This window comes from Caballeronia sp. LZ019 (assembly GCF_031450825.1).
Taxonomy (GTDB): domain Bacteria; phylum Pseudomonadota; class Gammaproteobacteria; order Burkholderiales; family Burkholderiaceae; genus Caballeronia.
In genome coordinates, this window is sequence record NZ_JARTVZ010000002.1 from 580,611 (window position 1) to 594,103 (window position 13,493).

Sequence of the window (13,493 nt, forward strand, 5' to 3'; positions counted from 1 at the left end):
ATCAATCCCTCAGACGCCGCGCCGCGAGCGAACGCAGCGCGCGGTAGAACAAGGCGGCGATGATCAGCGCGGCGATCACCGCGGACAGCACGAGCAGCAGCGGATGCGCGGACAGCGCCCAGCGCATGTAATGCATCGGCGAAAGATGGCCGACGTAATACGCCTCGCCATTCGACGTCACCGTGACCGTGCGGCCGTGGATGACCGCCATCGCGCCCTGAATGGACGGCAGCAGGTCGTTGTCGAGCAGCGCGGCGGACAGGTCCGCATCGGATTGTCCGGCCGCGCTGATGAGCGCCACTGCGCTGCGCCCGCTTTGCAGCGGCGATTCGAAGCCGGTCAGGAGCGCATCGCCGTTCGCGCTGACGAGCGACAGGTCCGCGCGCGCGGGCGAGCGCTCCGGCCCGTCTTCGCCATGCCACCAGTCGACGACCTTGAACGCCACGTCGCTCAACTGGAAGGTGCGCGCGTCGCCGTCGCCGGAAAACGGCATGTGCTTCGCCCAGCGTTGCAAGAGCGGCTGGCGGCCCGGCGCGCCGAGAATCAGCAGGTCCTTGTCGGCGAAGCGGTCCACGTCGTTCGCGTGAGTGACGGTGACGCCCGTCACCGGATAACCCGTCGATGCCCCCATGCGGCCCATCTCCAGCAGATACAGGCTGTAGTCGGCGGAGTTCGGATCGTTCGGCAGCACGACCGCCGTCTGCGACAGATCGGCGAGCCGCGTGAACGGGAAGCCGCCGTTGGCGAATGCGGCCAGATCGGGCAGCGCCATGTAATGCGGAAAGCCGGACAGGTCGATGGTCGAATTCGGATCGATCGCGCCGACGACGTTATCGAGCACGCGGCCCTGGCATTCGCCGGTCTTCGGGATGTCGTAATAGAAGTGCAGGCGCAATTGCGCGCGCGGCGTGATGAGGAGCGGCGGCAAGTAGATCTGGCGGCGCGCGGCGGCGGTCCGGTCGGGCAGCACGCGGCTGAAGTAATGCGCGAGATCGAACGTCGATGCCGACACGGCCGGAATCCGTAGCGATTGCACGAAGCCGTCGTTCACGCTGATGTTGAGCGACGAGCGATCCGGCGCGGGCCGCACCGTGTAGCGGTAAGCGAGGTCGATCGGCACGCCCTTGGTCTGCCACATGAAGAGATCCGGCGGCACGCGCAGGTTCACGCGCACGGCGTCGGCGTCGTAGCCGTTGGCGGTGAGGTCGCGCGCTTCGGCCAGCTCCCCGAATCGCACGGGACGGTCGGTGCGCAGCCAGTTCGGGGCGTCGTAAGGGCGGCGCGGCTGCAGGTCGTTGAACTGCGTGATCGTCGCGCTCGCGCCCGACAGCGTGTTCTGCCCGACGCCCAGCGCCTTGGCGGCGGTCTTCAGCTCCTTGTCGTCGCGGCCGAGCACGAGCAGCAGCCGGCCGCGCGCGGCGGCATCGCGTTCGACGACGGCGATCGTCGGACCGGAGACCGGCGGAATCTCGACGCCCGGCAGCTTCGCATCGCCGATGGCGAACACGACGGCGTTGCCCGCGAGCGGCACGGCATCTGTCTGCGCGGGAAAGACCGCGCCGCGATAGCCCGCGAGCGAGCCGAAATACGACGCCACCATGCCCGCCGCCTCGAGTTCCCCGAGGCCCGGCTTGCCCGCGAACACGAAGGGCAGCTCGAGCCGGCGCACGTCGCGACGGTCGAAGAATGGCTGCGGCAACGCGGCGAGATCGGGCTTGCTCGCAATCGACGCATACGTGAGATCGAGCGAACTCGCATTGCTGACGGTCGCCCAGAGCGTCGAATTCGACGGGTCTTCGCACTGCTGCGTGTAATGCCCGATCAACTGCACGTTCAGGTGATTGAACTCGGCGATGAAGCGCGGATCGATCGCCACGTCGCGCGCGACGAGCGTGCCGGCCTGCTCGCGCGGCACCGGCAGCGTCGCGGCGACTTCGCCGTTCACGAGCACCTTCAGTTGCGAGATCGAAGGCAACAGCGACGGCGAATAGCTGTAGATGAGATGCAGCACCGCGCCGGTCACGACTTCATCGCCGCGCACCGAGAACGCGATGCCGTTCTGCCCGTCCGTGCCGCGCAACTGCAGCGGATCGAGCGCGCCGTAGTCGGCGAACGTCAGCGTCTGGCGGCGTCCTCCCGGCACGAGCATGCCGGGATCGGCGGTCGTCGGCACGCGTGAGGCGAGCGGCTTCGCGGGCTTGCCGGAAAACGCGGGGACGGGCGCCGCGAGCGCGGGCTGCGCGATGGTGTTGGGGTTATAAACGACGGCCGGGCCGGGCGCGGCATCGGCCGCCGCCGCGAGCGAGGCGGCCATCGCCATGACCGATGCAAACGCGCATGCCACTACGCCGCAGCGACGCGGCCTCGATAATCCTTTACCCATCATTGATCTTTTGTCGTCAGCTTCTTCGTGTCGGCCGGCGTCTTGCTCATCCAGGTCCGAAGGTCGCTGTACAGGTGCTCGAAAAGGCCGGCGATGCCGCGCGTGCCGACGAGCAGCACGTGCGACAGGCCGCGCAGCGGCGTATCGGCGAGGCGGCCTTCGGACCAGCCGGTCCAGGCATCCGCCCGCGCAAAAGTGGTCTTGACGAAGTCGTATTCCTGCTCGCGCGTGAGTTGCAGGAAGCGCAAGCCGACGCGCCCCGGCTCGCTGAAGCCCACGGTCGCGGGAAACGCGAATTCCTCGTCGCCGCGAAAGAGCGAGACGGTCACGCGCTCGTGCATCGGCACGGCGATGCCGTTGGGCAGCTTCACGCCGACGCCGCCTTCCGAATAGTCGATGGTCTCGCAGGCGAGCGTGCGCCCCGTCGCGAACTTGAGCATGACGGGCATTTTCATGGTCACGCGATGCGTCGAGCGCACTTGCCGGCGCTCGCTCGCCGCCGCGACCGACGCGCCGAGTATCAGCATGTTGTAGACGGTCCAGCAGAGGTTGAGCACGGTCGTCTGCACCTCGCTGCGAACGTGCCAGTTCATGCCGATATGCACCGCCCCCGCGATGAAGCCGAGCAGGTTCAGCAGCAGCAGGAACAGATACGGGCGCGAAATCGACCAGTCGAAATAAGCCTTTGCAATCTGCCCGCCCTTCGCCGTCACGTTGAACTTGCCGAGCTTCGGGTTGATGACCGCGAGCAGCGTCGGCGCGGTGATGTACGACGCCAGTACCGACTCGTACACTTCGGCCCAGAACGAATGGCGGAACGAGCGCTGCATGCGCGAATTCGTGATGCTCGCGTGCATCATGTGCGGCAGCGCGAAGATGGCGATGGTGCTCGCCGCCGCTTCGATCACGTGCGCGCCGAAGAACAGATACGACAGCGGCGCCGTCAGAAAGACGAGACGCGGCACGCCATAGAAGAAGTGCAGCATGCCGTTCAGATAGCACAGCCGCTGGCCGAGCCTGAGGCCCTTGCCCGTGAGCGGATTGTCGATGCGGAAAATCTGCGTCATGCCGCGCGCCCAGCGGATGCGCTGGCCGATATGCCCCGACAGGCTCTCGGTCGCGAGGCCGGCGGCTTGCGGGATCGCGAGATACGCAGTCGTATAGCCGAGCCGATGCAGCTTCAGCGCGGTATGCGCGTCCTCGGTGACGGTTTCCACCGCGATGCCGCCGATCTCTTCGACCATCGAGCGCCGCAGCACCGCGCACGAGCCGCAGAAGAACGTCGCGTTCCAGAGGTCGTTGCCGTCCTGCACGAGTCCGTAGAACAGTTCACCTTCGTTCGGCACTTTGCGGAACGTGCCGAGATTGCGCTCGAACGGATCGGGGGAGAAGAAATGATGCGGCGTCTGCAGCATCGAAAGCAGCTTGTCGCGCAGGAACCAGCCGAGGCAGATTTGCAGGAACGAGCGCGTCGGGATGTGATCGCAGTCGAAGATGGCGAGGTACTCGCCCTTCGTGACCTTCAGCGCCTCGTTGATGTTGCCCGCCTTCGCATGGCGGTTGTGCGTGCGGATCGTCCAGTTGACGCCGACTTCCTCGCAGAACGCCTTGAACTCGGGACGGCGGCCGTCGTCGAGCACGTGGATCGCGAGCTTGTCGGTCGGATAGTCGAGCGCAAGCGCCGCGTAGATCGTCGGCTTCACGACGGAAAGCGGCTCGTTGTAGGTCGGGATGAAGACGTCGACGGTCGGCCACGCGCCGCGGTCGGCGGGCAAGGGCAGCGGCTTGCGCTTGAGCGGCCACGCGGTCTGGAAGTAGCCGAGCATCAGCACGAGCGCCGCATAGACTTCGGCGGCGACGAGAAGCAGTCCCCATGCGGCGTCGAGCGGACGCTCCCAGTACGTCGTTTCGGTGAGCCGCCAGAACATGTAGCGGCCCGAGGCCGTCACCGACAGCATGATCATCACGAGCGTCGCGTATTGCCCTTGCAGCCGGCGGAAGCCGAGCGCGCAGACGAAGCAGATGGTCGCGAACGCAAGTTGCTGGCCGAACGCGAGCGGCACGGTGACGACGAAGTACAGCGCGAACGCGGCGAACAGCGTCAGCACAATCACGACGATGCGGCTGCTCCAGATGCCCGCATCGACGATGCGTTCGAGACGCGAAGTCGCGACGCTGACCTCCGTTTCCTGCGACGGGATTTTCGCCGAACTCATGCGACGTTCCTCGATGGCGCGATCGAATCGATGGCGGCGAGCAGCCAGTCGCCGCACGCGCGCAGATCGGCGGCGGCCTGCGAGAGCGGATCGTAGTGAATGAGGGTCGTGTCGCACGCAAGCGATTCCGCGATGCCTTCGTCCTGATGGATCACGCCCGGAAAGAGTTTCGCGCCGAGCATGTCGCGCAGCACCTTGAGCACGTCCTTGCTCAGCTGGCGCGACTGGTCGACCTGATTCACGACATAGCCCTGAGCGGCGAAGTCCGGGCGCGGCGCGGCGTAGGCGTCGATCATGCGCTCCATGCCGGGGATCGCGGCGTAGGAGGCTGCGTCCGCGAGCACCACGTTCAGCGCGAAGTTCGCCGCTGTCAGCGCGGTGCGCGTGTAGACGGAGGAGCCGGGCGGGGTATCGACGATCACGATATCGTCTGCGTCGAGCGCGAGCGAATGGAGCGAGCGCGCGAGCCACGCGGGATCGCCATCGACGAGCGTTTCGAAACGGCGGCGATCGTCTTCGAGGAGCGCGCCATAAGGCAGCACGGTGACGCCGTCGATGCCGTCGAACATCACCGTTTGCCACGGGCTGTGGCTGAGCGTGGCGCGCGAGATGCCGTCGATGCTGTCGAGCGGGATGCCGAAGTGCAGGCGCAGCGCGTTTTGCGGATCGAGATCGAGCACGATCACGCGACGATTGCGCGAGGCAAGCACCGAGGCGAGATTGGCGGCGAGTGTCGTCTTGCCGACGCCGCCCTTCGCGGATACGACCGTGATGACTTTCATGGGCGTGGGCCGCCGTTGCGCAGGCGGTGGAAAAGCCCGGCGAGGGAGTCGTCGGATGCGGCTTGGGCGGCGGGCGCCGACCGGAACAGCTTGCCGAGTATCGACGGAGACGGGCTGGACGCGGCCTTCTCGACGCGCGGCGGCGCTGCCGGCGCGTTGCGCGTCGCGGGAAGCGCCGCCTGCGCAGCGTCGTCCGGCGAGGAAAATCGCGCGGCGCTCAGCGAATCGCGCGGGGCGGGGGAAATCACCGGCGGAATCGCCCGGCGGTGCGAGCGCGCAAACAACGGCGGCTTGCCGCGATGAATAGGCGTCGGCGCCGATGCCGGCGCGGCATCCGGCTGCGCGCGCGATTCACGGCGCGCGGCGATCTCGGGAATGGCCGGCTGCGCGAAGTCGAGCGTGGCGAGCAGCGGCCAGCGGGTACGGGCGCTCCTGGCCTCGTTTTCCCGGCCGATTTCCTGATATTCCCCTGCATTGCCGCCGAAGTGATCGAACAGCTTCTCGATGTCGCGCGAAGTATTCATGGATGCCGCATCCTCGTGATGCCCTGCTTGAAACCTGGCCAGTGCTGCGTGCTGCATTTTTTTCGCCGTCCGATCCTGAACGGTCGATGCCGCCGACGATGCGGCCCTTCCTCGAAAGCGATGCTCAGGCCGCGCCGCGCGCGAGCCGGAATTCGATGGCGGCGCCGTCGCCGGTCTGGCCGATGTCGCCGTGCTGCCGAAGGGCGAGGCCGTCCGCGCCCATCGTCGAGAGCCAGTGCTGATACGCGCCTTCGAGATACGCGGGCGTCCACGCGAGCGCGCTGTCGCCGAATGCGCGAAGCGGCGCGCAGTAGTGAACGAGGCGCAGATGGTCGCGCGCGTCGGACAGCTCGACGAAGCCCCAGTCGGCTTCGCGCCACACCGCGTTGAGCGCATCGGCGAGTTCGGCCGTCGATGCGCAAGGCGGCAAGGGCGACGCATCCGCGAAACGGCTGCCGACGCGATGCATCAGTTGCCGCAACTCCGCCCCGCCGATCTGCGTTTCGAACTCATCCGCGAGCGCGGACAGCAAGCCGCGCCATTGCCGGGATATCTGACGGTCGAGCAGGTAATCGAGAGGTGCGGCCATTTTTGTTGGTTCGAATGCGCGCGCATTGCGTGCGGTTTGTTCGTTGATTCTTACCGTCGCTTGTCTGCCTGCTTAAGACACGCGTTTGGCCCGACGAGCCTTCGCTGCAATAAACGATAAACCCAGGACGATTAGCAGGTAATGCGAAACACCGCTGTTAAACGGCATCTATTCGGGTATTCAGGCGTCGTCACGTGGACGAACTTTGGACAGCAGCCGCACCTTAGTCTCGGGCGCGAGCCCGCATCTGGCGGACGGCGAAGTGTACCATTGTGTTAATACAGTACGGTAACGAATATTCACGCTTTTATTCCGCTTGACTTTTGCGGATCACAGGCGGCTGAAAGGAACTCGCATTCCAGTGCAGTCGATATTTCGTCTGATAATAATGATGACAGCGCGATGTAATGCCGCGGAAACGCCGTGAATACGCCGGCGAAAAAAAAAGCGCCCCGAGGGGGCGCTTTGTTCAAAGACTCAAACGCTCAGGGATTCGCGCGCACCGCGTCCCTGACAGCGTCCATCACGATGCCGTAATTGAGCGGGATCTCCAGCGAATCGGCGTAGTCGGCTTCATCGGCCGATTCCGCCGGCGCGACGCCAACCGGAATCGGCTCATAGGCGGTTTCGCCTGCCGGATTGTCGCGTCCTTCGATGGCACCCTGCAATTGCGGATTCTTCACGATTAACTCCTTCCGGTAATGGAGCGGCGAGGACCTGCAAGATAAACCAGTGTCATGTCAAATTGACGACGTCCATTGGAACTCTTCACGAAACGAACTGCGTTCGGCGCGCCGGGAATCGCCGTTTGACGCGTTTCGGCAGGAGTGCGGGGCCTCTAGTTTAACGGCGTCTGCATCGCTTCATGGTGTGCGCCGGATTATAGCCGCGCGCTTCTCATATTGCCGTTGGCGCTTAAAACCGGCTCGGAAATTGCGTTCTCGGAACCGGTCGCCGGAGTTCGACGCCGGCGGCGATGCCAAAACGATTCTCGCATCCATCAATTCATCGAAACGGAATCGGGTCATTCGACGCGGCGCCGCTGTGTTTTCGCTCTCCGTGCGGAAGAATTACCGACGCCCGGAGCGGCACGTCTGCGTCGCCAAAGCCGGGAGAACGGATATGAGCAAGGTCGCGATCATCGGCGCGACGGGCAATGCCGGCAGCCGATTGCTGGAAGAAGCGTTGCGCCGGGGACACATGGTGACGGCGCTGGCCCGCGATACTTCGACCCTCGAGGCGCGCGAAGGCCTCGGCACGCGCAACGTCGACGCCACGGACACAGCCGCGCTTGCCGACGCCATCGCCGGTCACGACGCGGTGTTCAGCGCGACGCGATTCGCATCCGTGCCGGAAAGCGCGATCGTCGGTGCGGTGAAGCGCGCGGGCGTCGCGCGTCTGATGGTTGTCGGCGGCGCGGGCAGTCTCTACGTCGCGCCGGGGCGGCGCGTGCTCGATGCGCCCGGCTTTCCGCCGGCGTATCGCGAGGAAGCGACCGCGGGCGCAGCGTTTCTCGACGCGCTGCGGCGCGAGCGCGATGTCCTGTGGACCTTCGTGTCGCCGTCGGCGGAGTTCGTGAGCGGCCCGCGCACGCGCAGATTCCGGCTGGGCGTCGACGAGCTGCTCGTCGACGGCAGCGGCAGGAGCTGGATCAGCTTCGACGATTTCGCCATCGCCTTCCTCGACGCGTTCGAGCGCGGCGAATCCGTCAGGCAACGCTTCACGGTCGGATATTGAATCAGCCGTGAACGTCGGCTTCGACTTCTTCGTCCTGCGGCATGGCGGCCGCGAGGATCATCGCCGATGCGTTTTGCGGCTTCGGATCGCGCTGCGACGGGCGATACACCTGATCGCCGCGATGGATCGGCATCCCCGACAGCGAACAGACGCCTTCCGCCGTCGCCGTCGTGGCGCGCCAGCCCTGATAGCCGTAATGGCAAGTGCCGGGATCGGACCAGTACACGAGCGCGGTCGCGCTGCTCGGGCGCTCGATCACGCGCACGATGGCCTGCGGATAGGGCAGCCGCTCGTTCGACGGCTGCGGGTGGGCCCGATTCCAGTCGCGCGTCAGGCGTTCGACGAAGGCGCTCTCGGCGCGTGCGGTTCGTTGCGATGGAGCGGTGCGGCCGGTATCGGCGGGTATCGTTTCGAGCTGATGAACCGTTTGTGACCACGGATCGGCTCGTTTCGAAAGTGCTGTCATGGCATTGTTCCAGGCTTTGGCTCGACCTAGAACGTACGTCATTAAGCATATTCCGATAAATACGGCATCGGTGAAAACACTGTCCCGTTCACGCGAATAATCCCGATCTGCTTTCACACTGCGCGTTTGAAAGCCAGCCGACGCCTGACTGGCAAGGCTTTGCGGGCTGTCCAGGATTCGCTCATAGCGACCGATAAGCAAACCGGCCAGCCTTGTTTGAAAGGAGATAGAAATGAATAAGCAGGCGTTTTGAACAGAACGACTCGCGGTTTGGACAATAACCATTGCATCGGGCTGCGAGGCGCGCGCGCCAGGCAGCCCGATCGGCAATCAGCCGGCCACGGCTCGCGCAGCCGCCCGCCCGCGCAACCACTCTAGCGCGAGCAGCAGACTCGTCGAAAAGACGATGAGAATGGTCGCCAGCGCGGCGATCGTCGGACTGATGTTCTCCCGGATGCCGGTGAACATCTGACGCGGCAGCGTCGTCTGTTCCGCGCCGGCGAGAAAGAGCGTGACGACGACTTCATCGAACGATGTCGCGAACGCGAACAGCGCACCCGAAATCACGCCCGGCGCGATCACCGGCAGCGTCACGCGAAAGAACGTCGTCAGCGGATTCGCGCCGAGCGACTGGCTCGCGCGCACGAGGTTCGTGTTGAAGTTCTGCAGCGTCGCGCCGACGGTCGTTACCACGAAGGGCACGCCGAGCGCCGCATGCGCGAGAATCAGCCCGAAGTAAGTATTCGCGATGCCGAGCGGCGCGAAGAACAGGTACATGCCGACGCCCACGACGATCACCGGCACGATCATCGGCGAAATGAGCACGGCCATCAGCAGGCCCTTGCCTGCGAAGTTGGCTTTCGTCAGCCCGACTGCGGCGAGCGTGCCGAGGATCGTCGCCACCAGCGTCGCGGACGGCGCCACGATGAAGCTGTTCTTCGCGGCCATGCGCCACTCGTCGGACATGACGAGGTTGTGATACCAGCGCATCGAGAAGCCGGGAATCGGATAGACGAGGAAGGTGCTCGATGAAAACGAGAGCGGCACGATGGCCAGCACCGGAAGGATCAGATAAAGCAGCGTCAGCACGCACAGAATGCGCAGGGCGAAGTACCAGATGCGCTCGATGGCGGACGTGTGCGGCGCGAACAGCGGTTTGGCGAGTTTCATGTTCGTTACCCCAGACTCACGTTCGAGCGCGTGAAACGCCCGTAGACGACGTACAGCACGAGCGTCGCGGCGAGCAGCAGCGCGCCGAGGGCGCACGCCATGCCCCAGTTGATGGTCACGTTCGTGAAATAGGCGATGTAGTAGCTCACCATCTGGTCGTTCGGCCCGCCGAGCAGCGCGGGCGTGATGTAGTAGCCGATCGCCAGAATGAACACGAGCAGCACGCCCGCGCCGATGCCCGGATACGTCTGCGGCACATACACGCGCCAGAACGCGGCGAACGGATGGCTGCCGAGCGATACCGCCGCGCGCTGATAGGTCGGCGGCACGGATTTCATCACGCTGTAGAGCGGCAGGATCATGAAGGGCAGCAGAATGTGCGTCAGCGAGATGTAGACGCCGACGCGATTAAAGAGCAGCGCGAGCGGCGAGCCGATGAGTCCGCTGCCGATCAGCGCCTTGTTGATGAGCCCTTCGCTTTGCAGCAGCACGATCCACGCGGCGACGCGCACGAGCACCGAGGTCCAGAACGGAATCAGTACGAGGACCATGACGAGATTCGCGCGGCGCGCCGGCAGCGTCGAGATCCAGTAGGCGAGCGGATAGCCGAGCAAGAGCGCGAAAAGCGTCACCGCGAAGCCGATGACGAAGGTCCGCCCGAACACGTTGAGATAGATGGACTGGTCGGGATCGGCGTGAACGATGTCACCGAAGCCGTCCTGCTTGTGATCGAGCGACGCGAGCAGGTAGAACGGCGACAGCCGGCCCGCGTTCTTCGCGATGGCCTGCCAGTAGACCGGATCGTTCCAGCGTTCGTCGATGTCGATGATCTTCGCGCGCAACTGCGGCGGCGCAAGCGGCTTGCCGTCGTCATCGGCGAGGGGCATTGCGCGCGCGGTCTTCGCGACGAGCGAGCGATAGCCCGCAATCTCCGTGTTCAGGCGGCGGGCGAGGGCGCCCATCGAATCGCCGTCCCGGATCGCGGTCAGGTCCTGCGCGAGCGCGGCATAAGCGGCATCCGGCGGCGCGGCCTTGCGATCCCAGCCGGCGAGCGCCGCGCCGGTGTGCGGCAACGCGTTCGCCACTTCGGGATTCTCGATGGCGCGCGTGAGCAGCGCGCCGATCGGCACCACGAAGATCAGGAACAGAAAAATGGCGAGCGGCGCGATCAACGCGAGCGCCATCGCTCGTTTCTTGGCGTCGGCGAGCTTCAGCTCTTTTTTCAGGCGCGCGGTGGATTCGCCCGACTCGTCCGCGGCGATCGTGATGGTGTTCACGCTGGTGTCTCCCCTGCAACTTGGCGGTGACGCGGCCGCGCCTCGGGGAAGCGCGACCGTCGCACCGCGGTCAACCGCTTACTTGGATGCCCACGCCGAGAAGCGCTGTTCCAGTTCATCGCCGTGATCGGTCCAGAACGCCATGTCCTGCAAAACCGCGTTCTTCGCGTTCGCCGGCGAGTTCGGCATGTCGGCCTGTGTCTTCGCGTCGAGCGCCGTGATCGCGGCCTTGTTCACCGGACCATAGGCGATATGCTGCGCGTACACCTGCTGCGGCTTTTGCGACACCGAATACGCGATGTACTGCGTCGCCACGTCCTTGTTCGGCGAGCCCTTCGGGATGGCCCAGTAGTCGAGGTCGTAGATGCTGCCGTTCCACACGACCTTCAGGTTCTTGCCTTCCTTGCGCGCGGCATCGATACGGCCGTTGTAGGCGGTCGACATCACGACATCGCCCGCGACCAGGAACTGCGGCGGCTGTGCGCCGGCTTCCCACCACTGGATGCTCGGCTTCAGCTCCTCCAGCTTCCTGAACGCGCGATCCGCGCCGGCCTTGGTGCCGAGAACCTTGTAGACATCCTTCGGCGCGACGCCATCGGCCATCAGCGCGAATTCGAGGTTATAGCGCGCGCCCTTGCGCATGCCGCGCTTGCCGGGGAATTTCTTCGTGTCCCAGAAGTCCGCCCAGCCGGCCGGCGCGCTCTTGAGCTTGTCGGCGTTATAGGCAAGCGCAGTCGACCAGACGAAGAAGCCGACGCCGCACGTTTGCGGCGATTCGGGCACCAGTTCGGATTTCTTCGCGATCTTCGACCAGTCGAGCTTTTCGTAAAGACCTTCGTCGCAGCCACGGCCGAGATCGCCCGATTCCACTTCGACGACGTCCCAGTTCACGTGCTTGGCTTCCACCATCGCCTTGACCTTGGCCTGCTCGCCGTTGTACTCGACCGCGGTCACCTTGTTGTTGGTCGATTTCTCGAACGGCTGATTGAACGCGACCTTCTGCGCGTCGCCGTTCGCCCCGCCGAAGTTGACGACGGTGATGTCCGCCGCGAACGCGACCGATACGCCCGTCGCGCACATGAGCGCGGCTGCCGCCTTGGAACACAGTGCGAACTTCCTCATGATGGTTTCCTCCCTGCCTTGGTTTTATCGATGAACTGCGAGTGAAGGGCATGCTCGCCGGCACGCCGGACAACGTGTCACGCGAACACGCGCAAATGCTCGGGCGCGAATTCCAGCGCGATGGGCGCGCCGGGCGTGAAGCCTTCGAGTGCTTCGGTGCCGAGCGGCACCTTGACGAAACACTCGTCCTGATCGCGCACGCCGCAGCGCATGCGGACGTGATCGCCGAAGTAGATGAGGCTTTTTGCTTCGCCCGCGAGCGCGTTCTTGTGGCCGTTCAGGTGGCTATTCGTGTGGCCGTTCATGTGGCCGTTCATGTGTCCGTTCGCGCTCGCCGCGAGCTTCATGCGCTCGGGCCGGATGCACGCCACCGCGGCCGCGCCCGCGTTCGCCTTCGCGACGTTCAGGCCCGACAGCCGCGTGCCGTCCGCGAGCCGTATCTCGCAATACTCGCCATGCGTATGTTCGATCGTGCCCCGCAGCCGGTTACTGTCGCCGATGAAGTTGGCGACGAACTCGTTGCACGGCGCTTCGTAGAGGTGATCGACGGTATCGAGCTGCTGCACGATGCCCTTGTCGAACACGGCGACGCGGTCGCTCATGGTCAGCGCCTCGCCCTGGTCGTGCGTGACGTAGACGAAGGTCACGCCGAGCTTTTCGTGCAGCGACTTGAGTTCGTACTGCATGTGTTCGCGCAACTGTTTGTCGAGCGCGCCGAGCGGCTCGTCCATCAGCACGAGCTTCGGCTCGAAGACGAGCGCGCGAGCCAGCGCGATGCGCTGCTGTTGGCCGCCCGACAACTGCGCCGGATAACGCTTCGCGAAGCTGTCCATGCGCACCATCTTCAGCGCGTTGTTGACCCGGTGAGCACGTTCTTCGGCGGACATCTTGCGCACGGTCAGCGGATATTCGACGTTCTGCTGCACCGACAGATGCGGAAAGAGCGCGTAGTTCTGAAACACCATGCCGATGTCGCGCTTGTGCGGCGGCACCTTGTTGAGCAGCTTGCCGTCGAGCCAGATCTCGCCGCCCGTAGGGAATTCGAAGCCGGCGAGCATCATGAGGCAAGTGGTCTTGCCCGAGCCCGACGGCCCGAGCAGCGTGAGGAATTCCCCCTGATAGATGTCGAGATCGAGAGACTTCACGACGAGCGTTTCGCCGTCGTAAGTCTTTCGGACGCCGCGAAAGCTGACGATCACCTGATCGGATTTCATCTTCCGTGTCTCC

Annotated in this window: 12 protein-coding genes; 1 reads left to right on the top strand and 11 read right to left on the bottom strand. The window is 64.8% G+C overall.

What is annotated here, in order from left to right; translation table 11 throughout:
* Nucleotide 1: 1 nt before the first annotated feature.
* The 6 genes from bcsB to P9255_RS05630 all read right to left on the bottom strand — a co-directional run bounded on the left by bcsB (nucleotide 2) and on the right by P9255_RS05630 (nucleotide 7,177).
* Nucleotides 2–2,320 carry a cellulose biosynthesis cyclic di-GMP-binding regulatory protein BcsB gene (gene bcsB, locus P9255_RS05605; protein WP_309765929.1) on the bottom strand — a complete coding sequence of 773 codons (2,319 nt, stop codon included), beginning with the start codon at nucleotides 2,318–2,320 and terminating at the stop codon, nucleotides 2–4.
* Nucleotides 2,321–2,382: 62 nt separating this feature from the next.
* Nucleotides 2,383–4,599, bottom strand: coding sequence for a UDP-forming cellulose synthase catalytic subunit (gene bcsA / locus P9255_RS05610; RefSeq protein ID WP_309765930.1), 2,217 nt, complete (start codon nucleotides 4,597–4,599; stop codon nucleotides 2,383–2,385).
* Nucleotides 4,596–5,381, bottom strand: coding sequence for a cellulose biosynthesis protein BcsQ (gene bcsQ, locus P9255_RS05615; RefSeq protein WP_309765931.1), 786 nt, complete (start codon nucleotides 5,379–5,381; stop codon nucleotides 4,596–4,598). Before bcsQ ends, bcsA begins: the two co-directional genes overlap by 4 nt.
* The gene (gene bcsP, locus P9255_RS05620; RefSeq protein WP_309765932.1) at nucleotides 5,378–5,905 is read right to left on the bottom strand and encodes a cellulose biosynthesis protein BcsP; all 528 of its coding nucleotides are present in this window, start codon (nucleotides 5,903–5,905) and stop codon (nucleotides 5,378–5,380) included. The genes bcsQ and bcsP overlap by 4 nt, the downstream gene beginning before the upstream one ends.
* A 124-nt stretch (nucleotides 5,906–6,029) precedes the next feature.
* Nucleotides 6,030–6,494 carry a cellulose biosynthesis protein BcsD gene (gene bcsD / locus P9255_RS05625; protein ID WP_309765933.1) on the bottom strand — a complete coding sequence of 155 codons (465 nt, stop codon included), beginning with the start codon at nucleotides 6,492–6,494 and terminating at the stop codon, nucleotides 6,030–6,032.
* Between the two features lie 485 nt (nucleotides 6,495–6,979).
* A complete protein-coding gene (locus P9255_RS05630) occupies nucleotides 6,980–7,177 on the bottom strand; it encodes a hypothetical protein (RefSeq protein WP_309765935.1) in 198 nt (65 codons plus the stop codon).
* Nucleotides 7,178–7,616: 439 nt separating this feature from the next.
* On the opposite strand from P9255_RS05630, the gene P9255_RS05635 reads away from it, so the two are divergent.
* A complete protein-coding gene (locus P9255_RS05635; protein WP_309765937.1) occupies nucleotides 7,617–8,231 on the top strand; it encodes an NAD(P)H-binding protein in 615 nt (204 codons plus the stop codon).
* Between the two features lies 1 nt (nucleotide 8,232).
* Here the strand turns inward: P9255_RS05635 and P9255_RS05640 are convergent, their stop codons facing one another.
* From P9255_RS05640 to P9255_RS05660, 5 genes are all read right to left on the bottom strand, one after another.
* Nucleotides 8,233–8,697: a DUF3331 domain-containing protein gene (locus P9255_RS05640; protein ID WP_309765938.1), complete on the bottom strand. Its 465-nt coding sequence runs from the start codon at nucleotides 8,695–8,697 to the stop codon at nucleotides 8,233–8,235.
* Between the two features lie 330 nt (nucleotides 8,698–9,027).
* A complete protein-coding gene (locus P9255_RS05645; RefSeq protein ID WP_309765939.1) occupies nucleotides 9,028–9,867 on the bottom strand; it encodes an ABC transporter permease in 840 nt (279 codons plus the stop codon).
* A 5-nt stretch (nucleotides 9,868–9,872) separates the two neighbouring features.
* Nucleotides 9,873–11,144 carry an ABC transporter permease gene (locus tag P9255_RS05650; RefSeq protein WP_309765940.1) on the bottom strand — a complete coding sequence of 424 codons (1,272 nt, stop codon included), beginning with the start codon at nucleotides 11,142–11,144 and terminating at the stop codon, nucleotides 9,873–9,875.
* Nucleotides 11,145–11,222: 78 nt separating this feature from the next.
* Complete coding sequence (locus tag P9255_RS05655) at nucleotides 11,223–12,266, bottom strand: ABC transporter substrate-binding protein (RefSeq protein WP_404980259.1); 1,044 nt, start codon at nucleotides 12,264–12,266, stop codon at nucleotides 11,223–11,225.
* Nucleotides 12,267–12,343: 77 nt separating this feature from the next.
* Entirely contained in the window at nucleotides 12,344–13,480 is a 1,137-nt protein-coding gene (locus P9255_RS05660; protein ID WP_309765941.1) for an ABC transporter ATP-binding protein, read from the bottom strand.
* Nucleotides 13,481–13,493: the final 13 nt, after the last annotated feature.

What these genes read in the sequence shown, in the direction of transcription:
- bcsB (WP_309765929.1), bottom strand. Translation starts at nt 2,320, where the DNA reads ATGGCGATGGCCGCCTCGCTCGCGGCGGCGGCCGATGCCGCGCCCGGC.
- bcsA (WP_309765930.1), bottom strand. Translation starts at nt 4,599, where the DNA reads ATGAGTTCGGCGAAAATCCCGTCGCAGGAAACGGAGGTCAGCGTCGCG.
- bcsQ (WP_309765931.1), bottom strand. Translation starts at nt 5,381, where the DNA reads ATGAAAGTCATCACGGTCGTATCCGCGAAGGGCGGCGTCGGCAAGACG.
- bcsP (WP_309765932.1), bottom strand. Translation starts at nt 5,905, where the DNA reads ATGAATACTTCGCGCGACATCGAGAAGCTGTTCGATCACTTCGGCGGC.
- bcsD (WP_309765933.1), bottom strand. Translation starts at nt 6,494, where the DNA reads ATGGCCGCACCTCTCGATTACCTGCTCGACCGTCAGATATCCCGGCAA.
- P9255_RS05635 (WP_309765937.1), top strand. Translation starts at nt 7,617, where the DNA reads ATGAGCAAGGTCGCGATCATCGGCGCGACGGGCAATGCCGGCAGCCGA.
- P9255_RS05640 (WP_309765938.1), bottom strand. Translation starts at nt 8,697, where the DNA reads ATGACAGCACTTTCGAAACGAGCCGATCCGTGGTCACAAACGGTTCAT.
- P9255_RS05645 (WP_309765939.1), bottom strand. Translation starts at nt 9,867, where the DNA reads ATGAAACTCGCCAAACCGCTGTTCGCGCCGCACACGTCCGCCATCGAG.
- P9255_RS05655 (WP_404980259.1), bottom strand. Translation starts at nt 12,266, where the DNA reads ATGAGGAAGTTCGCACTGTGTTCCAAGGCGGCAGCCGCGCTCATGTGC.
- P9255_RS05660 (WP_309765941.1), bottom strand. Translation starts at nt 13,480, where the DNA reads ATGAAATCCGATCAGGTGATCGTCAGCTTTCGCGGCGTCCGAAAGACT.